The sequence below is a fragment of the Gemmobacter megaterium genome (genome assembly GCF_900156815.1).
Taxonomy (GTDB): domain Bacteria; phylum Pseudomonadota; class Alphaproteobacteria; order Rhodobacterales; family Rhodobacteraceae; genus Wagnerdoeblera; species Wagnerdoeblera megaterium.
In genome coordinates this window covers 19705-46446 of record NZ_FTOT01000014.1, presented here as the reverse complement: position 1 = coordinate 46446, position 26742 = coordinate 19705, and the positions used below count along the sequence as shown (strand labels likewise).

The following is a 26742-nucleotide window of genomic DNA, read 5'->3' as shown; positions in this document are numbered from 1 at the left end:
CACCGCGCTCGGCATCCCTGTCACAGAGCCCGTGGGATAAGTCTGTCCGGGGAAAGGGGAACCCCGGCCATCAGCCGATTTGTGCAACAGAGCCCGATTGCTGGAATGATTTTGACAAAGACAGCGTCCTCCTGATCGCCGCCAAAATAAAATGTCTCTCGTTCTCTCGGGAGGGAGGGAAGCTCAGAAGCGCTTTGCAGCAAGAGTAAAGTCGTTCATTCGCCTCTTCGTGCTGGGAGTGTGCCTGTCAGGATCCAGCCCCCACGCCGGATCCTGACACCTCTTCTCACATCTCTTCAGGCGGGGCCTCCTGCAGCCTGACATCGACCCAGCGTCCGCCGGGCACGTCCATCGGGTTGCCCGCGATCTAGAGGCCATTGTCTGGGACCTGCTCCGCGACGGTGATGGTCAGCACGCCATCCGCCCAGCCGGTGGCCACATGGCGCAGCCGGTTGCCGTTGTGATCGCGGGGTGGCGGCCCCCCCGACGCCTCGTCTCCCTTCCCCTTGGCGCCTTGGCGCGCTACATAACCGCGACGCCACAAGGATCCCTGCCATGCCGATGGAAAAGACGTTCAATCCGACCGAAGCCGAAGCGCGCATCTCTGCGCGGTGGGATGAGGCGAACGCCTTTGCCGCAGGCGTCAATGCCAAGCCGGGGGCCGAGAGCTTTTCCATCGTGATCCCGCCCCCGAACGTGACGGGCAGTCTGCACATGGGCCACGCCTTCAACAACACGCTTCAGGATATCCTGACGCGCTGGCACCGGATGCAGGGGCATGACACGCTGTGGCAGCCGGGCACCGACCATGCAGGCATTGCGACCCAGATGGTGGTGGAGCGCGAGCTGGCCGCCACCAATCGCCGCCGCACCGATTTCAGCCGCGAGGACTTCATCGGGCTTGTGTGGGAGCAAAAGCGGAAATCGCGCGGCAACATCATCGGCCAGCTGAAACGCCTTGGCGCCAGTTGCGACTGGTCGCGCGAGGCGTTCACCATGTCGGGCGCCCCCGGCGCGCCTGCGGGCGAGGACGGCAATTTCCACGATGCGGTGATCAAGGTCTTTGTGGACATGTACCGCAAGGGCCTGATCTATCGTGGCAAGCGGCTGGTGAACTGGGATCCGCATTTCGAGACCGCGATCTCGGACCTCGAGGTGGAGAACACCGAGGTTGACGGCCACATGTGGCATTTCAAATACCCGCTGGCCGGTGGCGCGACCTATGACTATGTCGAAAAGGACGCCGAGGGGAACGTGACCCTGCGCGAGACGCGGGATTACATCTCGATCGCCACGACGCGGCCCGAAACCATGCTGGGCGATGGCGCAGTGGCGGTGCACCCCGATGATGAACGCTACAAGCCCATCGTCGGACTGCTGTGCGAAATCCCGGTCGGGCCCAAGGAACATCGCCGACTGATCCCGATCATCACCGACGACTACCCGGACATGACCTTTGGCTCGGGCGCGGTGAAGATCACCGGGGCGCATGATTTCAACGATTACGGTGTGGCGAAACGCGGCGGCATTCCCTGCTATCGCCTGATGGACATGCGCGCCCGGATGCGCGCCGACGGTCTGCCCTATGCCGAGGCAGCCGTTACCGCCCAGGCCGTTGCACGTGGCGAACAGACGCTGACCGAGACCGAGACCGATCTGCTGAACCTGGTCCCCGACCATCTGCGCGGACTGGACCGCTACGAGGCCCGCGCCCGCGTGGTCGAGGAGATCGTGGCCGAAGGTCTGGCGGTGATGACCCGCGCCGATGACCCCCGCCTGGGCAAGGCCGCGCTGAAGCCCGATGCCGAAGGCGCCGACGCGCTGGTCCCGCTGATCGAGGCGAAAAAGATCATGCAGCCCTTCGGCGACCGCTCCAAGGTGGTGATCGAACCGATGCTGACCGACCAGTGGTTCGTGGATGCCGAAAAGATCGTCGGCCCCGCGCTGGAGGCTGTGCGCTCGGGTCAGGTCAAGATCATCCCCGAGTCGGGCGAAAAGACCTATTATCACTGGCTGGAGAATATCGAGCCCTGGTGCATTTCCCGCCAGCTTTGGTGGGGGCATCAGATCCCGGTGTGGTATGGCTTTGACATAATGGGCGGCTTTGCCGACGATCAAGGCGATAACGCGCTGGACGAGGTGGAGCTTTTCCGCCTGCTCGACGAAGGTGGCTTCAATTCCGCAGAGCCGGTGTATCACTGCGCCCCGACCTTCGATGCAGTGGTCGAGACATTCCGTGATGCGCTGGGGCCGTTGCCCATGCCGCTGAACCATGCGCGTGTGGTCGAGGTGTCCAGCCGTGCCGAGGCGCTGGATGTGTTGACAGCCGCGCTGGCCGATTACAATCTGACGCAGGATCCGACCCGCCTGATCTATCCGGTCTGGCGCGATCCCGACGTGCTCGACACCTGGTTTTCTTCGGGCCTCTGGCCCATCGGCACGCTGGGCTGGCCCGAACCGACCGACGAGATGCGCCGCTATTTCCCCACCAGCGTGCTGGTAACGGGGGCCGATATCCTGTTCTTCTGGGTTGCGCGCATGATGATGATGCAATTGGCCGTGGTGGATCAGGCGCCGTTCCACACCGTTTACCTCCATGGTCTGGTGCGCGACGCCAAGGGCAAGAAGATGTCCAAGTCGCTTGGCAATGTGGTCGATCCGCTGGACATCATCGACGAGTTCGGCGCCGATGCGCTGCGGTTCACCAATGCCGCCATGGCTTCGATCGGCGGGGTGCTGAAGCTCGACATGCAGCGCATCACCGGCTACCGCAACTTCGGCACCAAGCTGTGGAACGCCACCCGCTTTGCCGAAATGAATGGCGTGTGGGAGGGGCACAGCACCAAGGACCAGCCGCCGCAGGCACAGGCCACTGTGAACCGCTGGATCATCGGCGAAACCGCCCGCGTCCGCGCCGAGGTGGACGAGGCACTGGCCGCCTACCGCTTCAACGACGCGGCCGATGCGCTGTACAAGTTCGTCTGGGGCAAGGTCTGCGACTGGTATGTTGAATTTGCGAAGCCGTTGCTGAGCGATGCGGCCACGGCGGCCGAGACCCGCGCCACCATGGCCTGGGTGCTGGACCAGTCGATGATCCTGCTGCATCCGATCATGCCCTTCATCACCGAGGAACTGTGGGCGATCACCGGCAGCCGCGCCAACCTGCTGGTGCATCAGGATTGGCCGACCTACGGGCCCGAACTGGTGGACGCGGAGGCGGAACGCGAAATGCGCTGGGTGATCGCCCTGATCGAGGATGTCCGCTCGGCCCGCGCCCAGATGGGCGTCCCGGTGGGCCTGCATCTGCCGGTGATCCTCACATCGCTGGATGAGCGGGGCAGGGCGGCCTGGGCGCGCAATGAAGCGCTGATCAAACGTCTCGCCCGCCTGGCCGACCTGACCGAAGGCGCGGCACCCAAGGGCTCGGTCACCATCCCGGTCGAAGGGGGCGCCTTTGCCCTGCCGCTCGCGGGCGTCATCGACGTGGCCGGTGAAAAGGCCCGACTGGAAAAGGCCGCCGCCAAGCTGGAGAAAGAGGCAGGGGGCCTGCGCAGCCGGCTGTCGAACCCCAAGTTCATCGAAAGCGCCGCCGAAGAGGTGGTGATCGAGGCACGCGACAACCTTGCCTTGCGCGACGAGGAACTGGGCCGCGTCCGCGCCGCCCTGGCCCGCCTGGCGGAACTGGGGTGACGCGATGATCCCGGTGCAGGGTTTCTCCGGCCAGCGCGTCGGCGTCCTGGGTCTCGGCCGTTCGGGCTTGGCCACCGCGCGCGCGCTGACGGCCGGAGGCGCAACCCCGGTGGTTTGGGACGACAGCCCCGAAGCCCGCGCCAAAGCCGAGGCCGAGGGCTTCACCCCCGAGGATCTGCGCCGCGACAATGTGCTGACGACGCTGGCCTGCGTCGTCACCTCGCCCGGCATCCCGCATCTCTACCCCGCGCCGCATCCAGTGCTGTTGCGTGCGATGCAGTTGGGCGTGCCGCTGGACAATGACATCGGCCTGTTCTTCCGCTCGCTGGGCCAACAGGACTGGGCGGCCTACGACACCGCCCCGCGCGTCGTCGCCATCACCGGCTCGAACGGCAAATCCACCACCACCGCCCTCATCGCCCATATCCTGGCCGAGTCGGGGCGCGAGGTGCAGATGGCCGGCAATATCGGACGCGGCGTGCTGGATATCGACCCACCCGGCGACGGCGGGGTCGTGGTGCTGGAACTCTCCAGCTACCAGACCGACCTGGCCCGCGCGCTGACCCCCGATGTGGCGGTCTTTACCAATCTTTCACCGGACCACCTGGACCGGCATCACGGTATGGGTGGCTATTTCGCGGCCAAACGCCGCCTCTTTGCCGAAGGCGGGCCCGACCGCGCCGTGGTCGGAGTGGACGAGACCGAAGGCTGGTTCCTGGCCGACCAACTCGCCATGGGTCCGATGGATGACCGGGTGATCCGGGTATCGTCGGGACAAAAGCTGGAAACCTTTGGCTGGTCTGTCTTTGCCCGCAAGGGGTTCCTGTCGGAATGGCGCAAGGGGCGCCAGATCGCGTCGGCCGATCTGCGCGACATCGCGGGCCTGCCCGGCGCACACAATCACCAGAACGCCGCAGCCGCCTGGGCCGCGGCCCGCGCGCTGGGCCTGGGGCCACGCGACATCGAAGCCGCGCTGCATAGCTTTGCCGGATTGCCGCACCGCAGCCAGCTGATCCGCACCCTCAACGGCGTACGCTTCGTCAACGATTCCAAGGCCACCAATACCGACAGTGCCGCCCAGGCGCTGCGCGCCTTTCCGCGCATCCGCTGGATCGCCGGCGGCATGGGCAAGGAGGGCGGCATCTCAAGCCTGGCCCCCGATCTCGGCAATATTCGCAAAGCCTATCTGATCGGGCATTCTGCCAGGGACTTCGCCTTGCAACTGGGTGCAACCCCGCAAGAGATCTGCGAAACGATGGATCGCGCCGTCACCCGCGCCGCCGCCGAGGCAGAGCCTGGTGATGTCGTGCTGCTGGCGCCTGCCGCGGCCAGCTTCGACCAATATCCCAACTTTGAAAAACGCGGCGAGCATTTCGCCGCTCTCGTCGCGGCCTTGCCCGATCCCTGACCCCCGGCCTTCTTCATCTTGCCCGAAATACCCCGGGGGTCCGGGGGCAGGGCCCCCGGCGCTCGCCGTTCCGCGCCAGGGATCAGACCAGCCGCGCCACGACATAGGCGGCCAGATCCGACAGCATCCCGCGCAGCGGGTGGTCGGGCAGCCCCTCCAGCGCCATCCGCGCCCGCGCGGCCCAGTCGTTGGCGGCGTCGCGCGTGGCCTCCAGTGTGCCATGCCGGCGCATCAGGGCCAGCGCATGGTCCAGATCGCCGTCGCGCTGATCGCCCTTGTCGATCACGCGCAGCCAGAAGGCGCGCTCTTCGGCATCGGCCCGCGCGATCGCCAGGATGACCGGCAGCGTCAGCTTGCGCTCGCGGAAATCGTCGCCGGTGTTCTTGCCGATCGCCTCGCTGCCGCCATAGTCCAGCAGATCGTCGGCCATCTGGAAGGCAATCCCCAGCGCATCGCCATAGGACCGCAAGGCACCCACCTGCGCCTCTGTCGCCCCCGCCACCATGCCGCCCACCTCGGTCGCGGCGGAAAACAGCGCGGCTGTCTTGCCACGGATCACCTGAAGATAGATCTCCGGCGTGGTTGCGATGTTCTGTGCCGCCGTCAGTTGCAGCACCTCGCCTTCGGCGATCACCGCCGAGGCATTGGCCAGCACCGCCATGATCGCCAGCGATTCGCATTCCGTCATCAACTGGAAGCTGCGGGCGAACAGGTAATCGCCCACCAGCACGCTGGACTTGTTGTCCCACAGCAGATTGGCGGTGGGCCGCCCGCGTCGCTTCTTGCTTTCGTCCACCACATCGTCATGCAGCAGCGTTGCGGTATGGATGAACTCGACCGTTGCGGCCAGCTTGACCGCCTTGTCGCCGTCGCCCCCCAGCAGCCGGGCAGCGGCCAGTGTCAACATGGGGCGCAGCCGTTTGCCGCCCGCCTCGACCAGATGGGCGGTCACTTCGGGGATGCGCGGGGCGTGTTCGCTGGCCATGCGGTCACGGATCAGCGCATTGACCGCCTCCATGTCGTCGGCCAGTGCCGCCGCGAGCCTGTCGTGCGGTTTCACTGCATCGCTGTCCAAGGCCATGTCCCCTCGCCCCGTCTCGACAAGCGCATCGCCTGCCGCTAACCCTTTTCCCATGAGGGAAATCCTGCGCAGCACCGACCCGACCCGGATCGCCTTTGCCGAGGCGCTGCTGTCCGGCGAGGGTATAACGGCCTTCGTTCTCGACGTCCACACGAGCGTGCTCGAGGGGTCCATAGGCATTTTGCCGCGCCGTCTGATGGTTGCCGACCGGGACGCCTTTCTCGCGCGCAGCATTCTTGCCGACAACGGGCTGGAGCCGACGGCATGAGCTTTCCCCCCGAGGACCGCACGCAGGATCTGTTCCTGGGGGGGCGATTGCGGCTGTCGCAGCCACGCTATGGGTATCGTGCGGCGACCGATCCGGTGTTGCTGGCGGCGGCCTGTCCTGCCCGCAGCGGGCAATCGGTGCTGGAACTTGGGTGTGGGGTCGGTGTGGCCTCGTTCTGTCTGGGGGCACGGGTGCCGGGGCTGCGCCTGCACGGGCTGGAGGTGCAGTCCGCCTATGCCGAACTGGCCCGCGACAATGCGCAGGCCACCGGCATCGGTCTGGCGGTCCATGAGGGCGATCTGCGTGACATGCCGCCCGCCCTGCGCGGATCCTTTGATCATGTCATGGCGAATCCCCCCTATTTCGCGCCACAGGACGGCACCGCTGCGCGCGATCCGGGCCGCGAGACCGCCTTGCGCGAGGATACGCCCCTGTCCGACTGGGTTCTGGCCGCCCGGAAACGTCTGCATCCCGGCGGCTGGCTGACCATGATCCATCTGGCCGAACGTCTGCCCGATCTCTTGCGCGGGATGGATGGTTTCGGTGCCGTGGCGGTCCTGCCGCTGGCGCCACGCACGGGCCGGATGGCGAACCGCGTCATCGTGCGGGCGCGCAAGGGCGCGCGCGGTCCGTTCCGTCTGTTGGCGCCGATGGTGCTGCACGAGGGCGCCCGCCATGACGGCGATCACGAAAGCTATGCCCCAGAGGCCCGCGCGATCCTGCGTGACGGCGCTGCGGTGGCGGCTTTCGGCTGAATTGTCGTCAATTGACAGTCCTGTGACTCCAACTGTTGGTGACACGACTCAGGATCTGTGATGCACTCGTTACACGGATGTAACCGGAGAGGAGACTGTACATGACCATCGCTTCGCACCTGCAGGAACTGCGCCGCAAGCACGAAAATCTCTCGACTCTGGTGGAACAGGAACAGCGCAGCCCCGCAGCGGATGCCCTGCGGATTGCCGAACTGAAAAAGCAGAAGATGCGCCTGAAAGAGGAAATGGCGCGCCTGGGCCATCACTGATCCGCAAGCTCCGGCCTGGCCCTGCGTCTGATTTGCCGCAGCCGGTTGGCATGGAGCACGAGTTATATGCGGCATCGGGGCTGTGGGGCAGAGGGTTCCGCAATCGCCCCGGTGCCGTTTTTATTTGTCCTTTCGGCGTGCAGGCGTCGTTCTGCGCAGCGGCTGGCCGTGCCAGGTGGTCTGCTCGGCAGTGATGGAGTGTTGCCACAAGCCGCAGCCTGTTGCCGGGGTGTTTGAATGTGCTGCGCGACCCCTGATGCAGGTGCATCACGAGGGGTGCAGGTCTCGGGTGTCGCCTTGGCCGACGCAACCTCCGCGCGATCGGCCCGCAGCGCCGTGCAATGACACGCCTCCCCGTATTCCGTAACCTGCGGCCATACGATTCCCGCCAGACAGGCCGCGTGCGGCAAGGCCGCCGCATGTCGCGGTGTCGCGCGGCAATGTAGGGCGCCGCGCGTCCTTTGGCCGGTTTCTGTGACGCAAACGCAAGCATCTGCGCGGCAATGCCGCATCGGTTGGGCAAAATCCGCGCCCCCGTGGCGGTTTGCCCGCTGGACGCGCACGGCCATGCCCGCTAAAAGCCGCGTCAGAGGGGGGTGTCATGCACGCCCCCGTCCATGCATATGGCCGGTCTCCCCGGCTGGCAAAGGGAGTTTGGAACGTGTCCCACGCAGAAGATCACGCAGGCACTCGCAGGGATTTCCTGTATTACGCCACTGCCGGGGCCGGGGCTGTTGCCGCGGGCGCCGCGGTCTGGCCGCTGGTCAATCAGATGAATCCGTCCGCCGACGTGCAGGCCCTGTCGTCCATCTTTGTCGATGTGTCGGGCGTCGAGGTGGGCACGCAGCTGACCGTGAAATACCTGGGCAAGCCGGTGTTCATCCGGCGCCGCACCGCAGCCGAGATCGAGGCGGCCCGTGCCGTCCCGCTGGATCAGCTGATGGACCGGGATGCGCGCAACCCCAACCTGGGCGCGGGCACCCCTGCCACCGACGAGAACCGCGCACTGGTTCCGCCAGAGGCCGAAGGTGACGCCGCCGAAGAGTGGCTGGTCATGTCGGGCGTCTGCACCCACCTGGGCTGTGTGCCGATCGGGGATGGCGCAGGGGATTTCGGCGGCTGGTTCTGCCCGTGCCACGGGTCGCACTATGATACCGCAGGCCGCATCCGCCGTGGTCCGGCACCGGAAAACCTGCACATCCCGGTGGCCGCATTCACCGATGCATCCACGATCAAGCTGGGCTGAGGAGCGACCCAATGGCTGGAATTCCGCACGACCATTACGAGCCCAAGACCGGCATCGAGAAATGGCTGCACAAGCGCCTGCCCATCGTGGGTCTGGCCTATGACACGCTGATGATCCCGACCCCCAAGAACCTCAACTGGATGTGGATCTGGGGCATCATCCTGACCTTCTGCCTTGCCTTGCAGATCATCACCGGCATCGTGCTGGTCATGCATTACACACCGCATGTCGATATGGCCTTTGCCAGTGTCGAACACATCATGCGCAACGTGAACGGCGGGCACATGATCCGCTATCTGCACGCCAACGGCGCCTCGCTGTTCTTCGTCGCGGTTTATCTGCACATCTTCCGCGGCCTTTACTACGGATCCTACAAGGCTCCGCGTGAAGTGACCTGGATCATCGGGATGCTGATCTATCTGGCGATGATGGCAACCGCCTTCATGGGCTATGTGCTGCCCTGGGGTCAGATGTCCTTCTGGGGGGCCACGGTGATCACCGGCCTGTTCGGCGCGATCCCCGGTGTTGGCCCGGCCATTCAGGAATGGCTGCTGGGCGGGCCTGCGGTGGACAATGCCACGCTGAACCGCTTCTTCTCGCTGCATTACCTGCTGCCCTTCGTGATCGCGGCGCTGGTCGCGGTGCACATCTGGGCCTTCCACACGACCGGCAACAACAACCCGACCGGGGTCGAAGTGCGCCGCACCTCGAAGGCCGAAGCCGAGAAGGATACGGTTCCGTTCTGGCCGTATTACGTGATCAAGGATCTGTTCGCCCTGGGCATCATTCTGATCGTGTTCTTCGCCATCGTCGGCTTCATGCCCAACTATCTGGGCCATGCCGACAACTATATCGAGGCGAACCCGCTGGTGACGCCGGCGCATATCGTGCCCGAATGGTACTTCCTGCCGTTCTACGCCATCCTGCGCGCCTTTACCGGCGACGTCTGGGTCGTGCAGCTGGTGCAGTTCGTCACCTTCGGCATCGTCGATGCCAAGTTCTTTGGCGTGCTGGCCATGTTCGGCGCCATCGCGGTGATGGCACTGGCCCCCTGGCTGGATACCTCATCGGTGCGTTCGGGTCGCTATCGCCCCATGTTCAAATGGTGGTTCTGGCTGCTCGTGGTGGACTTCATGGTTCTGATGTGGGTGGGCGCCATGCCGGCCGAAGGCATCTACACCTGGATTTCGCTGATCGCCTCGACCTACTGGTTCGCATACTTCCTTGTCATCCTGCCGCTGCTGGGGTTGATCGAAAAGCCGCTGCCGCAACCGGCAACGATCGAGGAAGATTTCAAATCGCACTACGGCCAGCCCGCAGAGTGAGAGAAGGAGCAATATCAATGATCCGCAAACTCACGCTTTCCGCGCTGACTGCGTTCACGCTGTCCTCGGGCGGGGTGCTTGCCGCCGGGGCTGCCGGCCATGTTGAGGATTTCGCGTTCAGCTTCGAAGGGCCGTTCGGCACCTACGATCAGCTTCAGCTGCAACGCGGTCTCAAGGTCTATACCGAGGTGTGCTCGGCCTGCCACGGGCTGAAGTACGTGCCGATCCGTACGCTGGCCGACCCCGGCGGGCCGGAGCTGCCCGAGGATCAGGTGCGCGCCTATGCGCGTGAACTGGCCCCCGTTGCACTGCCCGACGGGGACGAGCGGGCGCGCGAAACCTCTGACCCTTTCCCAGGCTCAGGTCTTGAAACCGCCCCGGACCTGTCGCTGATGACCAAGGCGCGTTCGGGCTTTCATGGCCCCTATGGGCTTGGGATCAACCAGTTCCTGCGCGGGATCGGCGGGCCGGAGTATCTTGCCTCGATCCTGACCGGCTATACCGGCGTCGAAAAGGAAGAGGCCGGGACGACCTTCTACGAAAACACCGCATTCCCCGGTGGCTGGATCGCGATGGCGCCCCCGCTGTCCGATGGTCAGGTGGAATTCGACGATGGTCACGGCAATTCGCTGCACCAGATGTCCGAGGATGTGACGGCCTTTCTGATGTGGGCGGCAGAGCCCAAGATGATGGCCCGCAAACAGGCCGGGTTCACTGCGGTGATCTTCCTGACCATCCTGACGGTGCTGCTGTATCTGACGAACAAGCGTCTTTGGGCCGGGATCAAAGGCAAGAAACACGCCTGATCCGCCAGCAATTTCGCGCAATCTGAACCCCGCCCGAAAGGGCGGGGTTTTGCATTGTCGGGCTTCCGCAACGTAAGGCGAGGAAAATCGTTGACGGACATAGGCGTTGCAGGCTCATCATAGGTGACTGCGCCACGATGGCCTGTACCGGGACACCGGGCAGGGGCGCGCGCGGACCGGACCCGACAGAGGACCGGCCGCATTCGGGAGGAAAGAATGGACGTATTGCAGCTGCTGGTCAGCGGGCTTGCGAATGGCTGTGTCTATGGCCTTGTCGCGCTTGGGTTCGTCCTGATCTACAAGGCGACCGAGGCGGTGAATTTCGCGCAAGGCGATTTCATGATGCTGGGCGCCTTCGTCACGCTTGGTCTGGTGAATCCCGAATATGCCGGGTTGCCCTTCTGGGTCGCATTGCCGCTGGTGTTCCTGATCATGGGCGCCATCGGCTATCTGATCGACGCCACCATCCTGCGGGTGGTGTTCGGGCAAAGCCAGACGGCGGTGATCATCCTGACCATTGCGCTTGGCTTCATCCTGCGTTTCATCGCCGGATCCATCTGGGGCCACGAGCCGCAATCGCTGCGCTCTCCGCTAGCGTTTGGCGACGTTCGGTTCGGTACCGTGGTTCTGGGCACGGTCGATCTTGCGGTGATCGTCGTGACGCTGCTCCTGACGCTGGTGCTGTGGCAGTTCTTTCAGAAAACCAAGGTGGGCCTCGCGATGCAGGCGGCCAGCCAGAACCAGATGGCCGCCTATTACATGGGCATCCCGGTCAAGCGGGTGCAGGGCATGGTCTGGGCGCTGGCCGGGATCGTCGCCGCGATTGCGGGGATCCTCTATGCCTCCAAGGGCGCGCTGGAACCGAATGCCGGCTTTATCGGCATCAAGGCTTTTGCAGCCGCAGTGATCGGCGGGTTCGGCAGCCTGCCCGGCGCGCTGATGGGCGGCCTGCTCGTGGGCATCATCGAACCCTTTGCCGCCCGTTACCTGCCGCCCGGCTACAGCCAGATCGCGCCCTATGCGCTGCTGATTCTGGTGCTGGTGTTCCGTCCGCACGGCCTGTTCAGCCAGGTCCGAACCAAGAAGGTCTGAGCCATGCGGTTCCATTTCAAGACCAGCTACGACACCGACATCGACCTGTTTCCCGACTGGTGGAAGCGAGGGCTCTATCTTGCCCTGCTGGTCTTTGCGGTGGTGTTGCCCTGGCTGATCGACGACTTCTTTCTGGGCGAGGCGACCAACGTCTTGATCTGGTCGGTTGCGGGACTGGGCCTGATGCTGCTGACCGGGCAGACCGGGCAGGTCAGTCTGGGGCATTCGGCCTTCATGGCGCTGGGGTGCTATGCCTGCGTTCTGATGATCAATGCGGGGGTGCCCTTTGTGCTGGCGTTCCTGCTTGCGGGGGTGATCACCGGGCTGATCGGTGCGCTTGTGGCGGTGCCCGCCTTGCGGCTGCACGGGGTCTATCTGGCGATTGCCACGCTGGCACTGGCGATTCTGGCGGATGACATCATCGTGCTGCTGGCGCGCTGGACCGGCGGGGTGAACGGCATGTATGCGCCCCCGATCACCATTCTGGGTTACGAGATCAACCGTTGGGCCAATCCGGCCGCCTGGTACTGGCTGGCGCTGGCCGTGGTGGTGATGGTGACGGCCGCCTATCGCAACATCCTGCGCAGCCCGCTGGGCCGCAGCTTTGCGGCTGTGCGCGACAGCGAGATTTCGGCCCAGGCGATGGGGGTGGATGTCGCCCGCACCAAGACCATCGCCTTTGGCCTGTCCTGCGCCATGACAGGTCTGGGCGGTGCGCTGATGGGCCTGTTCGCCGAAGTGTTCAACAACGAGACGTTCAACTTCCTGATCTCGATCCAGTTGGTGATGATGATCGTGGTGGGCGGTCTTGGCTTTATCCACGGGGCGTTTCTGGGGGCGGTGGTCGTGGCCTTTCTGCCGCAGCTTCTGTCGATCATCACCGGCAGCATTGGGGGCGGCATCGCCATTCCGGGGCTGGAGGCGGCAGTGTTCGGCGGCATCCTGATCCTGTTCATCCTGTTCGAGCCGATGGGCCTCTATGGTCGCTGGCTGAAGATGCGCACCTGGCTGGAGCTGTTTCCCTTTGCCCGCAAGGACATGTTCCGGCGCCAGAAATCCTATCTCAAGACGGAGCGTTTGCGGTGAGCCTGCTGGAAATACGCGACGCCACCCTGAAGTTCGGCGGGTTGACAGCTGTCAACGCCTTGACCCTGACGGTCGAGGAGGGGCAGGTCTTTGCCCTGGTGGGGCCGAATGGCGCCGGGAAATCGACGGCGTTCAACCTGATCTCGCGGTTCTATACGCCGGTCTCGGGGTCGATCCTCTTCGACGGGCAGGATCTGTTGCGCATGGCGCCGCATCAGGTGCCGGGGGTGGGCATCGCGCGCACGTTCCAGAACATCGAATTGTTCCATCAGGCGACGGTCTTGCAGAACCTTCTGGTCGGGCGGCATCGGCACCGACGCACAGGGATGGTGGAGAATATCCTGTTCACCCCACGTGTGCGCGACGAAGAACGCGCCCATCGCGCGGCGGTCGAAGAAGTGATCGACTTTCTGGATCTGCAACCCTACCGCGATCAGCGCATTGCCGGTCTGCCCTATGGGGTGCGCAAGGTGGTGGAGCTGGGTCGCGCGCTGGCGTCAAAGCCCCGGCTGCTGCTGCTGGATGAACCGGCCAGCGGCCTTTCGGTCGAGGAAACCCAGAACATGCGCTGGTGGATCGACGATATTCGCCGCCAGATGGGCATCACCGTTCTGATGGTGGAACATGACATGGGTCTGGTGTCCAAGGTCTGCGACCGGGTGCTGGCGCTGGATGGCGGAAAGAAGATCGCCGAAGGCACGCCCGCCGAGGTGCAGTCGCACCCGGCGGTGATTGCCGCGTATCTGGGCACAGGTGCGATTTCCAAAACCGCAGATGCGAAAGGGGCCCGTAAATGACCGCGCCCTTGTTGGAAATCCGCAATCTCGAAACCTTTTACGGCCCCATCATGGCGCTGCGCGGGGTCAGCCTGGAGGTGCATGAGGGCCGCGTTGTCACGGTGCTGGGTGCCAATGGGGCCGGCAAGACCACATTGCTCAAGACCATTTCCGGCATCATGGATCCCGAAAAGGGCGAAATCCTGTTTCAGGGCCAGAACATCGCCGGATGGGAGCCGCACCGCATTGTCCGGGCCGGGATTGTCCACGTTCCCGAGGGGCGCGAGGTGTTCCCGCTGCTGACGGTCGAGGAAAACCTGGCGCTTGGCGCCTATACCCGCCGCGACAAGGCCGAAATAGCCCGCGACCGCGATCTGGTGTTCAGCTACTTCCCCATTCTGGCCGAACGCCGCGCGCAAGAGGCGGGCACCCTGTCCGGCGGGCAACAACAGATGCTGGCCATCGGGCGCGGGTTGATGCTGCGCCCCAAGCTGATGTTGCTGGACGAACCCAGCCTTGGCCTGTCGCCGCTGCTGACACAGGAGATCTTTGCCATTCTCAAGCGGTTGAACGCCGATGTCGGCGTCACGATGATGGTTGTCGAACAGAATGCCGCCGTGGCGCTGGATCTGGCTGATGACGGCTATGTGCTGGAATTGGGCCGCATCGTGATGAACGGCACCGCCGATCGTCTGGCATCCTCGGAGGATATCCAGAGCTTTTACCTTGGCCATGCCAATGAGGGCGCCCGCGGCGAACGCCGCTGGAAACGCCGCAAGACCTGGAGGTGAGCATGACCCGCCACGCCACCATTCCGCCGATGGAAACCGTCAAGGGTGTTGCCATCAATGTCGATTCCAGCCAACGCCCGCTGCTGGTGGATGGCTGCGATACCATCTCGGGGCTGTTCCGCCACCGGGCGCAATCGGAACCCACCCGCATTGCGCATCGGGAAAAGACGCTGGGCATCTGGCGCGAATTCACCTGGGCCGATTACTGGACCCATGCCAAGTGGATCGGCCTTGGCCTGCGCCGGCTTGGCCTGCAACGTGGCGAGGTGGTGCAGATCCTGTCAGAGGACCGCAAGGAATGGCTGTATTTCGATCAGGGCGTGCAATGCATGGGGGGCATATCCTCGGGCATCTACACGACCGATTCGTCCAGTCAGGTCGCCTATATCCTGCAAAACAGTCGCTGCCGGTTCCTGGTGGTCGAGAACGAGGAACAACTGGACAAGTTCCTTGATATTCCCGACGGCGCGCCGGGCGTGGACAAGGTGATCATCCTGGAGGACGAGGGGCTGCACGACCTCAAGGGTGAGCGATTCCTGTTCCTGCCCGAGCTCTATGCCCTCGGCCAACAGGAAGAGGCAGAGCATCCCGGCAGTTTCGAGGCAGAGATCGACAAGGCCCAGCCGCAGGATGTCGCGCTGCTGATCTACACCTCCGGCACGACGGGCGCCCCAAAGGGGGCCATGCTGACGCATGAAAATGTGCTCCATGCCATTCAGGCGGGCCTGCGCAACCTTGCCGTGCGGCCCGAGGCGGAACAACTGTGCTTCCTGCCGCTGTGCCACATCTTCGAGCGCAACAATTCGGCCTATTTCCCCATCGCCGCCCGGTCGGTGGTGAACTTTGCCGAAAGCCCCGAGACGGTGTTCGATAACCTGCGCGAAGTCAGCCCCGAAGTCTTTGCTGCCGTGCCCCGCGTGTGGGAAAAGGTCTATTCGCGTGTCCTGATCCTGGCGTCAGAGGCGACCTGGACGGGCCGGATGGCCTATGGTCTGGCGATGAAGGCCGGTATGGCGCGGGCCGAGGCGGAAACGGGGGGCAAGCCCTTGTCCATCCTTGGGCGGGCGGGCGTCGCGCTGGCCGAGCTGCTGGTGTTTCGCAACCTGCGCCAGTTGCTGGGGATGGACCGGCTGAAACAGGGCATTTCCGGCGCCGCCCCGATCAGCCCCGCCTTGCTGAAATGGTACCGCGCCATTGGCGTGCCGGTGTTCGAAGGCTATGGCATGACCGAAAATGCCGCCACCTGCACCGTCAACCGCCCCGGCGCCGACCGGCTGGGGGCGACCGGCCAGGCGATGCCCGGCGTTGATCTGCGCATTGCCGAGGATGGCGAAATCCAGTCGAGGGCGCTGGCCAACTTCAAGGGTTATTGGGAACTGCCGGAAAAGACCGCCGAGACCTTTACCGCCGACGGCTGGCTGCGCACCGGCGATATCGGTCGGATCGACGACGACGGCTTTCTGATCATCACCGGGCGGCTCAAGGACATCATCATCACCGCAGGCGGCAAGAACATCACTCCGGCGGAAATTGAAAGCCGGTTGAAGTTCAGCCACTATATTTCGGATGCGGTGATCATTGGCGACCGGCGCAAATATCTGACGGCGCTGATCATGATCGACCAGGAGAATGTCGAGAAATTCGCCCAGACCGCCCGCGTGCCCTATGCCGATTTCGCCTCTTTGACCCGCGCGCCACAGGTGCAGGATCTGATCCGGGCCGAGATCGACCAGGTGAACAAGGAATTCGCGCGGGTGGAGCAGATCAAGGATTTCCGGCTGATCGACGTGCTGCTGACCGCCGAGGACGACGAACTCACCGCCACGATGAAGCTCAAGCGCAGCTTCGTCGAAAAGAAACACAAGGCGTTGATCGACGACATGTATCGTTAACCCCCGGAGGAGGGGGCAAAGGGAGGACACCATGAAGGCTACGATCAAGACACTGGCCGCAGGCGCGCTGGCGCTGGGGCTTGCCCAGGGGGCGCTGGCCGAAACCCAAGGGGTCAGCGACAAGGAAGTGGTGATCGGGTCGGTCAACGACCTCAGCGGCATCTTTGCCGCCATCGGCGTTCCGGCGATGAACGGCGCCTCGCTGCGGTTCGAACAGGCGAATGCGGCGGGCGGTGTGCATGGCCGCATGATCAAGTTCGTGGTCGAGGATCACGGCTATCAACTGCCCAAGGCGACGCAGGCCTACAACAAGCTGGTCAATCGCGACAAGGTCTTTGCCATGATCATGTCGCTGGGCACGCCGCACAATCTGGCCGGCTTCAAGATCATGGACCCCAAGGGGATCTTCAACATCAACCCGCTGACCGCCGCGCGCGAGATGCTGCCCGAGGAAGGGGCGGAAAACAAGTTCGTCGCCTTTTCCAGCTACTATGACCAGACCGTTGCGGGCCTGCGTTTCCTGAACAAGGAATTCGGGGTCAAGAAGGTCTGCACCATGTATCTGCCGACCGACTTCGGGATGGAAATCTCGTCGGCCTCCAAGGAGAAGGCCGCCGAACTGGGCATGGAATTCGTTTCCGAGACGACGCACAAACCCGACGAGCAGGATTTCGTCGGCGCGGTCCAGAAGCTGCGCGCCGATGGGTGCGAAGTGGTGACAATGGCGCTGGGCGTGCGCGCCGGGATCACCGTGGTGGGCACCGCCAAACAACTGGGCTGGACCGATGTGAAATTCCTTGCCACCTCGGCCGGCTTCCTTGAGGCGGTGGCAGCCGTGCCGGGCGGTGTGACCGACGGGCTTTATGCCGCGGCGGGTTGGGTCGATCTGCAGGCGCGCAAGGAAGATCCGGTTCCGGCCAAGTTCATGGCGGATTACACGGCCAAATACGGCCAGCCGGCCACCGGCTTTGCCATGCTGGGCTATGCCACCGCCGATACTGTGGTGCGTGCGCTGGAGGCCACCGGCGCGGATCTGACGCGCGAATCCTTCCTGGCCGCGATGGAAAGCCTCGACTTCATGGATGAGCTGACGGACATGCACATGCGGTATACGCCGGAAAGCCATCAGGGCGCGAACGAGGTCACGATCTCGGTAGTCAAGGATGGCGTCTGGAACCTGATCGCCCGCGAAACCCCCTCGGGCAGTTGACCCGGCAGCGCGGCGCCCTTTCGTGGCGCCGCGCTCTGGACCTGCGCGACGGTGCAGGATAGGTCTGGGCGGTGTGGCTTTGCCCTGATCCTGATATCCCACGGGATGCGGGGGGTGAGCCCCCCGCTTCCTCACCAGCCGCCAGGACCGCCCATGACCACCCAGACCGACCGCATCCTGCCCGGTGTCGCCCTGATGCTGGGCTTTTGCCTGTTCGCGCCGCTGATCGACGTTTCGGCCAAGCTTGCCACCCAGACCATTCCGGTCGGGCAGGTCACGCTGGCGCGTTTCGTGGTGCAGGCGGCACTCATGCTGCCGATTCTGCTGGTGCTGGGGCAGGGGCTGCGCATGACGGCGCGTGCCTTTCGTCTGGTGCTGTGGCGCGCGCTTGCCTCGATCGCGGCGACCTTCACCTTTGTCTGGGCTGTCAGCCACATGCCGATTGCCGATGCGCTGGCGATTGCCTTTGTCGAGCCGTTCATCCTGTTGATCTTTGGCAAGCTGATGTTCAACGACGAAGTGGGACCGCGGCGGATCGCGGCCTCGGCGGTCGGTTTTCTTGGCGCGCTGATGGTGATCCAGCCCAGCTTTGCCACCTTCGGCTGGGTCGCGCTGTTGCCGGTGGGTACGGCCTTTGCCTTTGCCGCCTACATGCTCATCACGCGCGAGGCGTCGCGTCACATGACCCCCGAGGCGATGCAGGTCCATACCGCCTGGGTCGCGGCGCTGATCTGTCTGCCCATCGTGATGCTTGCCAAGGGGTCGGGCATTGCCACGCTTGACCCTGTCATGCCCCAGGGGGTGGCCTGGGGCTGGCTGTTCGGGGTCGGCCTTGCGGCTACGGTCAGCCACATGTTCATGACCTATGCGCTCAAGCTGGCGCCATCGGCCACGCTGGCGCCGTTGCATTATCTGGAAATCGTCTCGGCAGCGACGCTGGCCTATCTGGTGTTCGGCGATTTCCCCAATGCCTGGACCTGGACGGGGATCGCGGTCATCGTCGCTTCGGGGCTGTATATCATCCACCGCGAGCGTGTGACGGCACGCCAAGCCCGTCGAGCACGGCACCCAACCGCGCCCGTGGAAGGATGACCAGCATCCGCTGGGCATTGAAGGAAAGCTGCACGTCCGGGTCCGAAACCTCGTTGGAGGTTCCGATCCGGGCATCCGGGGCGAAGGTCAGGCCATTGATCGGCCAGCGCAACCCAAGGCTGGTGCCCTGCACCGGACCAAGCGGGAACAGCGACAGCCGTGATTTGCGGGGCAGGCGCAGCGTCAGTCTGGGCGGCGCCAGAAACGCGATGTCCTGACCTGACAGAATCAGGCAGCGCCGTTCGGCATGACGGGCCAGGGCGTTCAGCACCGACAGGCCATGGTCCAGCCGCGCGCCGGAAAATCCCAGCGCCAGCACGAAGGGTGCGGCGACGCTGCGCAGCGCCTTGTCGAAATCTGTGGTATCCTGTTCGGCGATATGATGCAGCCGGTCCGCCAGTTGCGCGCGCGCGCCCGCCGAGATCGAATCCAGGTCTCCGACCACGGCCTCGGGCCGGTGCCCCAGCCGCAGCGCCCGGTCTGCGCCGCCGTCAACCGCCACCAGACGTGGCGCATGGGCCAGGGCACGCGTCAGAAGCGGCCCGGAAACCGGGGCTCCGCCGACCAGTGTTACACCGTGTTCTGACTCGACAAGGGGGCTTTGCACGCGGAAACTTTCTCCAATTAAGGCAAAAGAGAGTAACCAAGGACACGATCAATCCTTCAATTTGCCTTGGTCGGTTCATGGAATCGAACCAGTAACGGTTAAAGTGCATAGACGACACTCGGGCAGAAGGCAGCAGACCATGGTATCGCAGAACCGGATCCTGACCGTATCTTACGGAACCTTCTCCTGCACGCTGGAAGGGTTCGATGATCCGTTCGGCACGATGAAGGCGATTGCCGAGTATTTCCGGGATCTTGCCGCCGAAGACAGGTATTTCGGCGCCGAGCCGCCACAACCCGATGCGGCGATGCTGCACAGGATTGCCGAACGCGAGATCCAACGCCGGGTCGAAGCCAAGATCGAAGAAAACGGTGTGATTCTGCGGGCGGGCGATGCCGTGCCGGCCCCCACGCTTGCCACGACCGCAGCCGCCACGATGCCGCAGCCTCCGGTGGCCGAAGGCCCCGACGCAACTGCGCAACCCGAGGCCGCCAGCCAGCCGCATGTCATCGTCGAATCGCCCTCGCCACGGTTGCGCCCTGTGGATGACGGTGTCGCGGCCAAACTGGCCCGGATTCGTGCTGCGGTGAGCCGGTCGCGCACAACAGCCTTCGAGGACGAGATCGAGGATGCCGAGCAGGTCGGGGACGAGTCCTTCCTTTTGGCGGCCGAGGAAATCGCCGAAGCGACGCCAGAGGCTGCCCGGCCGGACGACTTGACCGACGATCAGCCGACCGAGACGCCGGAATCCGCCGATGTGGCCCGGATGCTTGCCGTCATCGCCGAAGCGGGACCGACCATCGGGGACGCGGATTTTGACGACGAGGCCGCCCCCGAATTCGAAGCTTCTGCAATCGAAGCTGTGGAATCTGCCACACTCGGGCATCCGGGCTTTGACCAGCCCGAGCCCGAAATTGCGCTTGACCAGCCCGCAGTGATCGACGCGCTTTCCGAAGCCGAAGCCGAAGCCGAAGCCGAAGCCGAAGCCGAAGCCGAAGCCGAAGCCGAAGCCGAAGCCGAAGCCGAAGCCGAAGCCGAAGCCGAAGCCGAAGCCGAAGCCGAAGCCGAAGCCGCCCCGGTCGCGCGGCAGGGACGTCCGCTGCGCGCTCGGTCGGGTGCCTGGGCGGTGCGCCGCCGTCGGGCGAATCGCAAACCTGTTGCACCCGTGGCGCCTGTGGCCGATGCCGCGATTGAGGAAACCGCGATTGACGGTCCCGCGCGCCAGCCAGAGGGCACCTCGGCGCAGGCGCCCGCCGACTTTGACCTCGATGCGCTGGAGGCCGCCTTTGAGGGGCTGGAGGCTGAAGCGGCCGCCGAAGCAGCCGCCGAGCCCGTGGAGGAGCAGGTCGAGACAGCGGTTGCCGGAGACGAACCGGATCTTGAGGCCCTGCTGACCTCGCTGACCGAGGCCGTCGCAACCGAGGCCGTCGCAGAGGCGGAGACGGGGGGGCCTGATGTGACCCCTTCGGTGAGTGATGCGCAGGACGCTGGCGTGGAGGACGAGGCGCCGTCAGAGCTTGATGAGGTGGACAGCCTGATCGCGCGCCTTGCCGAGCGCGCGAACCGGCCCGCCCCTGCGGCGACCGAGGCTACCGTCGAATCGGCAGAGGCGGCTTTGCCTGCGCCCTCCGGTGCCCGTATCATCAAGGTGCGTCGTGCCCGGCCCGAGGCTGCGGCACCTGTCGCGGATGCCGATGACCTGCGCGCCGCGCTGGATGCGGGGTCCGAAGACGTGACCGGGGCACCGGACGAACCGGCCGCCCCTGCCGAAGATGCCATCGTTGCAAGCCCGGAGACTGCCGGTGCGGATACCCCCGAAGCCGAGGATCTGTCGGTCGCCGCGCCGCCATCCGTGGATCGCGTGCGACCGGCCCGCCCCGTTCCCGTGCGCCCGAAAGGTGTGCGTCCGACCACGCCGCGCCCGGACGGCAGCGCCGCGCCCCGTGCGGCAACCGCGCCGGTCAGCCCGGCCCGCCCGGTGCGCCCGCAGCGCGTGCGCGAGCGCAACGTCCTGGAACGCGAAGCGGTGTCGGATGATGCGGCTGTGGATCGGCTTATCCGTCAGGCGAATACCGAGATGGAAGGCGCCGAAACCCGTCGCCGCACATCGACAATCGCACATCTGAAAGCGGCCGTTGCCGCAACGGTGGCAGATCGGATGGCACCCGGTGGTGCCAGCCGTACGGCAGATACCACGGCGGCCTATCGCAATGACCTGGCCGATGTCGTGCGCCCGCGCAGGACCGAGGGGGATGCGACGGACGGGCGGAAGGGCAGTGTGGCGCCGCTGGTTCTGGTGTCGGCCCAGCGGATCGACCGGCCATCGCCGGTAGCGGCGGCCAACAGCCAGACGCGCAGCCGGCCGATGGCGAACACGGCCCTGGCCCTGCAAGCCGACGAGGATCCCGATGACGACGACGACATGGCACAGGACCACCGGGACAACCTGTTCGGTGGGGCAGGAGGGTTGCCGGAATACCTCGCCCATCTTGGCGTGACCGACCTGACCGACCGGATGGAGGCGGCAGGCGCCTGGTTGATGGCCGCCGAAGGGCGGGACAGTTTCAACCGGCCGCAGTTGATGAAGCTGTCCGGCTCCAACGATCTGGCGGCCACCCGAGAAGAGGCGTTGATCGCCTTTGGCGTTCTGCTGCGTGAAGGCCGTCTGGTCCGTCCCCGCCGGGGGTTTTTTGCATTGCCGGACGAGTCCGAGGCATTGGCCGCCGCGAAACGCTACGCGGGCTGAAGATCAGCGGTCAGAGCTGTCGCGGGGCCCTTCGGGGCCCCGTTCGCATTCCGCCGGGTCAGGCTGGCCCACCCCCCTGAACAGCTTGCGAAATGGCAGCGCCCAGACAATGCCAAGCGCAACATAGACCAGGAACTCGGCCCAGATCGGCGGGCGGTCCAACCAGTTCACGATGCTGACGGCCACAACGAGATACACCGGCAAGCCGATCAGAAGGATCAGCAAAGATAATCGCTTGCGGGTCTTGTAGGTCATTGATCGCTCCGTTTGCCACGGCGAAGGCCCTTTGCGCTGCGGGCGGCCTTGGCCAACCGCGCCCGCCAGCCGGGCAGGTTCCGTTCCGCACCGCCGCGGCGCACCATTCCGAAATACAGCAGGCGAATGGGCGAAAAGCCGACAAACCCCAGAAGCTGACGCCGGTAACGCCAGCCCAGCGGATCAAAATAGGCCAGCCGCAGGTACAGCGGGGGCGTGTCCATTGTCACGATGACATCGGCGGATCGCCCGCGCAGCAACCTGTCCCACCATGGATCGGATGTGTGATAGCGAAACGCCCGCCGGGGCAGCAGCACGCGGTCCCAGAACCCCTTGAGCCGCGCCGGTTCCGCGCCCCACCACAGGGGAAAGGCCAGAACCAGATGGTCGCACCGCTCGATCGCGTCCAGCGCATGGGCCAGATCGGGTTCCAGCGGTGGCACATCCTCGTATCCGCGCGACAGGTCGGGGGTGAAGTCCATGTCGCGGATGGCCAGCCGCACCACCTCTGTCTCGGGGGGCAGTGCGGCGGCGTAGGTGTCCAACAGATGCGCGGAAAGCCGGTCGGCGTCGGGGTGGGCGTCGATCAGCACACAGCGCATCATCGGCTCAGTCCGCGAAGGGGTCGGTGACGAGGATGGTATCGTCCCGCTCGGGGCTGGTGGACAGCAGGGCGACCGGGCACTGGATCAGCTCCTCGATGCGGCGGACGTATTTCACCGCCGCACCGGGCAGATCGGCCCAACTCCGCGCGCCTGCGGTCGACTCTGTCCAGCCTTCGAGCTCTTCGTAGATCGGAGTGACCCGCGCCTGAAGGTTGGCCGCCGTCGGCAGGTAATCCAGCCGCTGGCCGTCAAGCTCGTAGCCGACGCAGATCTTCAGCGTCTCGAACCCGTCCAGCACATCCAGTTTGGTCAGCGCGATGCCCGACACGCCGCTGGTCGCACAGGTCTGGCGCACCAGAACCGCATCGAACCAGCCGCAGCGGCGCTTGCGCCCGGTCACGGTGCCGAATTCATGGCCGCGCACGCCAAGGCGTTCGCCGTCGGAATCGTGCAGCTCGGTCGGGAAAGGCCCTTCGCCCACACGGGTGGTATAGGCCTTGACGATCCCCAGCACGAAATCGACCGCCGTTGGGCCAAGCCCGGTGCCGGTGGCCGCCATGCCCGCCAGCGTATTCGACGAGGTGACATAGGGATAGGTGCCGAAGTCGACGTCCAGCAGCGCGCCTTGCGCGCCTTCGAACAGGATGCGCTTGCCGGCCTTGCGGGCCTCGGTCATCACTTTCCAGACTGGCGCGGCATAGGGCAGGATCCTGGGGGCGACCTCCATCAACTGCGCCTTGAGCGCCACCGGATCCACCGGGGCAAGGCCCAGCCCGGCGCGCAATGCGTTGTGGTGCGTCAGCAACCGGCCAATACGCAGATCCAGCGTCGCCTCGTCGGCAAGATCGGCCACACGGATCGAGCGGCGGCCCACCTTGTCTTCATAGGCGGGGCCGATTCCGCGGCCCGTGGTGCCGATCTTGGCGGCGGAGTTCTGTTCTTCGCGGGCGCGATCCAGTTCGCCATGCACCGGCAGGATCAGCGGAGTATTTTCCGCGATCAGCAGTCCCTGGGGGTTCACCACCACGCCTTGCGCGGACAGCTTCTCGATCTCTGACAAGAGGGCCCATGGGTCCAGCACCACGCCGTTGCCGATGACCGACAGCTTGCCGCCCCGCACGATGCCCGACGGCAACAGCGACAGCTTGTAGGTCACGCCGTCGATGACGAGGGTATGGCCCGCATTGTGCCCGCCTTGAAACCGCGCGATGACATCCGCGCGTTCAGACAGCCAGTCGACGATCTTGCCCTTGCCCTCGTCGCCCCATTGGGCGCCCACGACAACCACGTTGGCCATTGGGATGGTCCTTCCCTTCAGGTGAAACCGGCTGTTCTATAGCGGTGTGATGCAGGGGGCGAAACAGGAAAAACGCAACGGCGCATATTCGCCGCTCTGGATGGTGCTGCCCTTCGGGCTTGCGCCCCGGCCCCCTTGCGCCTAGATAGGCGCGTCAGCAGCAGACAGGTCCAGCCGCATGGAAAACGTCGTCCTCACCATTCACCTGATCCTTGCCCTGGCGCTTGTGGGCGTCGTGCTGTTGCAGCGCTCCGAAGGCGGCGGTCTGGGGATCGGCGGCGGCGGCGGTGTCGTCTCGGGCCGTTCGGCCGCGACCGCCATGAGCAAGGTGACCTGGCTTCTGGCAATCGCTTTCATCTGTACCTCGCTGACGCTGACGGTACTGGCCCGCCGCGAAGCGGCCTCCACCTCTGTGATCGACGGCACGGCCCCTGCGGGCACGACTGCACCGGCCACGCCGGGCAGCGACCTTCTGCCGCCGTCCCTGACCGATCAGCCGCTGACGCCGCCTCGCGTCGACTGACACCAGACATAGGTTCTGCCGGTCTTCGGGCCGCAACCGCTTGCGGCACATTGCGCAACGTGGGCAGGCATTGTATAGCTTGACCCCCGTGATGGTGCGATTCCGCATTCATTCGCCATTTCACGGGGGGCCGCCATGGCACGTTATATCTTCATCACCGGCGGCGTGGTTTCGTCCCTTGGCAAGGGGCTGGCCTCGGCGGCGCTGGGGGCCCTGTTGCAGGCCCGCGGCTATTCGGTGCGGTTGCGCAAGCTGGACCCCTATCTCAACGTCGATCCCGGCACGATGTCGCCCTTTGAACATGGCGAGGTCTTTGTTACCGACGATGGCGCCGAAACCGATCTGGATCTGGGCCATTATGAACGGTTCACCGGCGTTTCGGCACGCAAGACCGATTCCATTTCCTCGGGCCGGATCTATTCCAACGTTCTGGAGAAAGAGCGTCGTGGCGATTATCTGGGCAAGACCATTCAGGTCGTTCCCCATGTCACCAACGAGATCAAGGATTTCCTCAAGATCGGCGCTGACGAGTGCGACTTCATGCTGTGCGAGATCGGCGGCACGGTGGGCGATATCGAAGGGTTGCCGTTCTTTGAAGCTATCCGGCAGTTCATCCACGAACGCCCGCGCGGCGAATGCATCCTGATGCACCTGACGCTGCTGCCCTATCTGGCGGCGAGTGGCGAGTTGAAAACCAAGCCGACCCAGCACAGCGTCAAGGAACTGCAATCCATCGGTCTGGCGCCGGATGTTCTGGTGTGCCGCAGCGAACATCCGATCCCAGAGCGCGAGCGTGAAAAGATCGCGCTGTTCTGCAATGTGCGCAAAGAGGCGGTGATTCCCGCCTATGATCTCAAGACCATCTACGAGGCGCCGCTGGCCTATCACCGCGAAGGGCTGGATCAGGCGGTGCTGGACGCCTTTGGCATTGCCCCCGCGCCGCGCCCGAACCTGACGCGCTGGGAAGATGTGATGGACCGCCTGACCAATGCCGAAGGCATGGTGCGTGTGGCCATCGTGGGCAAATACACCCAGTTGGAAGACGCCTACAAATCCATTGCCGAGGCGCTGACCCATGGCGGTATGGCCAACCGGGTGCGGGTCAAGGCCGAATGGATCGACGCCGAGATATTCGAGCGTGAGGATCCGGCCCCCTATCTGGAGGGGTTCCACGCGATTCTTGTGCCTGGCGGCTTTGGTGAACGTGGCACCGAAGGCAAGATCCGCGCGGCACAGTTCGCCCGCGAGAAGCAGATTCCCTATCTGGGCATCTGTCTGGGTATGCAGATGGCGGTGATCGAAGCCAGCCGCAACCTTGCAGGCATCAATGATGCCGGGTCCGAGGAATTCGACCACGAGGCGGGCGGCAAGCGATTCACGCCGGTGGTCTATCACCTCAAGGAATGGGTGCAGGGCAACCATCGGGTCGAACGCAAGACGACCGACGACAAGGGCGGCACCATGCGGCTGGGGGCCTATACCGCGTCGCTGGCCGAAGGGTCGAAGGTGGCGCAGGTCTATGGCGCCACGGCCATCGAGGAGCGTCATCGCCACCGCTATGAGGTGGACATCCGCTACCGCGAACAACTTCAGGCCTGTGGGCTGTCATTCTCTGGCATGTCGCCCGATGGCCGGTTGCCGGAAATCGTCGAATACCCGGATCACCCGTGGTTCATCGGCGTGCAGTTCCACCCTGAACTGAAGTCCAAACCCTTCGAGCCGCATCCGCTGTTCGCGGATTTCGTCCGCGCTGCGGTGGATGTGTCGCGGCTGGTGTGACGCCAGGGCCGCTAATGGCAATGAACGCGCCCGGCCTTTTTGTCCATGTGGCAACATTGGCCGGGTGGTGAGGATTTGCGGCAGCCGCCCCCATGCGCCTCGACCGATCCGGGCAGGGTGCTTGCTGCAAAGACCAAGGCAAG

The 26742-nt window shown here is 64.6% G+C and carries 23 protein-coding genes; 18 read left to right on the top strand and 5 right to left on the bottom strand.

What is annotated here, in order from left to right; translation table 11 throughout:
- The first annotated feature begins 555 nt into the window (after nt 1–555).
- Both BW970_RS18595 and murD read left to right on the top strand, forming a co-directional pair.
- Nucleotides 556–3690 carry a valine--tRNA ligase gene (locus tag BW970_RS18595; RefSeq protein WP_076534266.1) on the top strand — a complete coding sequence of 1045 codons (3135 nt, stop codon included), beginning with the start codon at nt 556–558 and terminating at the stop codon, nt 3688–3690.
- Between the two features lie 4 nt (nt 3691–3694).
- On the top strand, nt 3695–5098 hold the full coding sequence (gene murD, locus BW970_RS18590; RefSeq protein ID WP_076534264.1) for a UDP-N-acetylmuramoyl-L-alanine--D-glutamate ligase: 1404 nt from the start codon (nt 3695–3697) through the stop codon (nt 5096–5098).
- Nucleotides 5099–5180: 82 nt separating this feature from the next.
- Here murD and BW970_RS18585 read toward each other — a convergent pair whose 3' ends face one another.
- Nucleotides 5181–6179: a polyprenyl synthetase family protein gene (locus BW970_RS18585; RefSeq protein WP_076534273.1), complete on the bottom strand. Its 999-nt coding sequence runs from the start codon at nt 6177–6179 to the stop codon at nt 5181–5183.
- Nucleotides 6180–6231: 52 nt separating this feature from the next.
- Between BW970_RS18585 and BW970_RS18580 the strand changes: the two genes are divergently transcribed.
- From BW970_RS18580 to BW970_RS18520, 13 genes are all read left to right on the top strand, one after another.
- Nucleotides 6232–6447, top strand: coding sequence for a putative signal transducing protein (locus tag BW970_RS18580; RefSeq protein WP_076534262.1), 216 nt, complete (start codon nt 6232–6234; stop codon nt 6445–6447).
- On the top strand, nt 6444–7202 hold the full coding sequence (locus BW970_RS18575) for a tRNA1(Val) (adenine(37)-N6)-methyltransferase (RefSeq protein ID WP_076534260.1): 759 nt from the start codon (nt 6444–6446) through the stop codon (nt 7200–7202). Before BW970_RS18580 ends, BW970_RS18575 begins: the two co-directional genes overlap by 4 nt.
- A 101-nt stretch (nt 7203–7303) precedes the next feature.
- Nucleotides 7304–7471 carry a YdcH family protein gene (locus BW970_RS18570; RefSeq protein ID WP_076534258.1) on the top strand — a complete coding sequence of 56 codons (168 nt, stop codon included), beginning with the start codon at nt 7304–7306 and terminating at the stop codon, nt 7469–7471.
- 661 nt (nt 7472–8132) lie between these two features.
- Nucleotides 8133–8717, top strand: coding sequence for a ubiquinol-cytochrome c reductase iron-sulfur subunit (gene petA / locus BW970_RS18565; RefSeq protein ID WP_076534256.1), 585 nt, complete (start codon nt 8133–8135; stop codon nt 8715–8717).
- A gap of 11 nt (nt 8718–8728) precedes the next feature.
- Complete coding sequence (petB, locus tag BW970_RS18560) at nt 8729–10042, top strand: cytochrome b (RefSeq protein ID WP_076534254.1); 1314 nt, start codon at nt 8729–8731, stop codon at nt 10040–10042.
- Between the two features lie 17 nt (nt 10043–10059).
- The gene (locus tag BW970_RS18555; RefSeq protein ID WP_076534252.1) at nt 10060–10848 is read left to right on the top strand and encodes a cytochrome c1; all 789 of its coding nucleotides are present in this window, start codon (nt 10060–10062) and stop codon (nt 10846–10848) included.
- A 216-nt stretch (nt 10849–11064) separates the two neighbouring features.
- On the top strand, nt 11065–11940 hold the full coding sequence (locus BW970_RS18550; protein ID WP_076534250.1) for a branched-chain amino acid ABC transporter permease: 876 nt from the start codon (nt 11065–11067) through the stop codon (nt 11938–11940).
- Between the two features lie 3 nt (nt 11941–11943).
- Nucleotides 11944–13026 carry a branched-chain amino acid ABC transporter permease gene (locus BW970_RS18545; RefSeq protein ID WP_076534248.1) on the top strand — a complete coding sequence of 361 codons (1083 nt, stop codon included), beginning with the start codon at nt 11944–11946 and terminating at the stop codon, nt 13024–13026.
- Entirely contained in the window at nt 13023–13823 is an 801-nt protein-coding gene (locus tag BW970_RS18540; protein WP_076534247.1) for an ABC transporter ATP-binding protein, read from the top strand. The genes BW970_RS18545 and BW970_RS18540 overlap by 4 nt, the downstream gene beginning before the upstream one ends.
- Nucleotides 13820–14593, top strand: a complete 774-nt coding sequence (locus tag BW970_RS18535) for an ABC transporter ATP-binding protein (RefSeq protein WP_076534245.1) — start codon at nt 13820–13822, stop codon at nt 14591–14593. The genes BW970_RS18540 and BW970_RS18535 overlap by 4 nt, the downstream gene beginning before the upstream one ends.
- A 2-nt stretch (nt 14594–14595) precedes the next feature.
- The gene (locus BW970_RS18530; RefSeq protein WP_371870141.1) at nt 14596–16485 is read left to right on the top strand and encodes an AMP-dependent synthetase/ligase; all 1890 of its coding nucleotides are present in this window, start codon (nt 14596–14598) and stop codon (nt 16483–16485) included.
- Between the two features lie 31 nt (nt 16486–16516).
- Nucleotides 16517–17695: an ABC transporter substrate-binding protein gene (locus BW970_RS18525; protein ID WP_076534243.1), complete on the top strand. Its 1179-nt coding sequence runs from the start codon at nt 16517–16519 to the stop codon at nt 17693–17695.
- Between the two features lie 153 nt (nt 17696–17848).
- The gene (locus BW970_RS18520) at nt 17849–18787 is read left to right on the top strand and encodes a DMT family transporter (protein ID WP_076534241.1); all 939 of its coding nucleotides are present in this window, start codon (nt 17849–17851) and stop codon (nt 18785–18787) included.
- On the opposite strand, the gene BW970_RS18515 is transcribed toward BW970_RS18520, so the two are convergent.
- Nucleotides 18714–19394: a thiamine diphosphokinase gene (locus BW970_RS18515; RefSeq protein WP_076534238.1), complete on the bottom strand. Its 681-nt coding sequence runs from the start codon at nt 19392–19394 to the stop codon at nt 18714–18716. The genes BW970_RS18520 and BW970_RS18515 overlap by 74 nt on opposite strands.
- Nucleotides 19395–19533: 139 nt before the next feature.
- Between BW970_RS18515 and BW970_RS20965 the strand changes: the two genes are divergently transcribed.
- Nucleotides 19534–22140, top strand: coding sequence for a hypothetical protein (locus BW970_RS20965; protein ID WP_200799316.1), 2607 nt, complete (start codon nt 19534–19536; stop codon nt 22138–22140).
- Nucleotides 22141–22143: 3 nt separating this feature from the next.
- Here BW970_RS20965 and BW970_RS18505 read toward each other — a convergent pair whose 3' ends face one another.
- Genes BW970_RS18505 through BW970_RS18495 form a run of 3 tightly spaced genes read right to left on the bottom strand, consistent with a single transcriptional unit; the run spans nt 22144 to nt 24297 of the window.
- Entirely contained in the window at nt 22144–22395 is a 252-nt protein-coding gene (locus BW970_RS18505) for a DUF2842 domain-containing protein (RefSeq protein ID WP_076534236.1), read from the bottom strand.
- Nucleotides 22392–23000, bottom strand: coding sequence for an NAD(P)H-dependent oxidoreductase (locus BW970_RS18500; protein ID WP_076534234.1), 609 nt, complete (start codon nt 22998–23000; stop codon nt 22392–22394). The genes BW970_RS18505 and BW970_RS18500 overlap by 4 nt, the downstream gene beginning before the upstream one ends.
- Before the next feature lie 4 nt (nt 23001–23004).
- Nucleotides 23005–24297, bottom strand: coding sequence for an adenylosuccinate synthase (locus tag BW970_RS18495; RefSeq protein ID WP_076534232.1), 1293 nt, complete (start codon nt 24295–24297; stop codon nt 23005–23007).
- A gap of 178 nt (nt 24298–24475) precedes the next feature.
- Here BW970_RS18495 and secG point away from each other — a divergent pair, with 178 nt between their 5' ends.
- Complete coding sequence (gene secG / locus BW970_RS18490; protein ID WP_076534230.1) at nt 24476–24820, top strand: preprotein translocase subunit SecG; 345 nt, start codon at nt 24476–24478, stop codon at nt 24818–24820.
- Between the two features lie 135 nt (nt 24821–24955).
- Nucleotides 24956–26599, top strand: a complete 1644-nt coding sequence (locus BW970_RS18485; protein WP_076534228.1) for a CTP synthase — start codon at nt 24956–24958, stop codon at nt 26597–26599.
- Nucleotides 26600–26742: the final 143 nt, after the last annotated feature.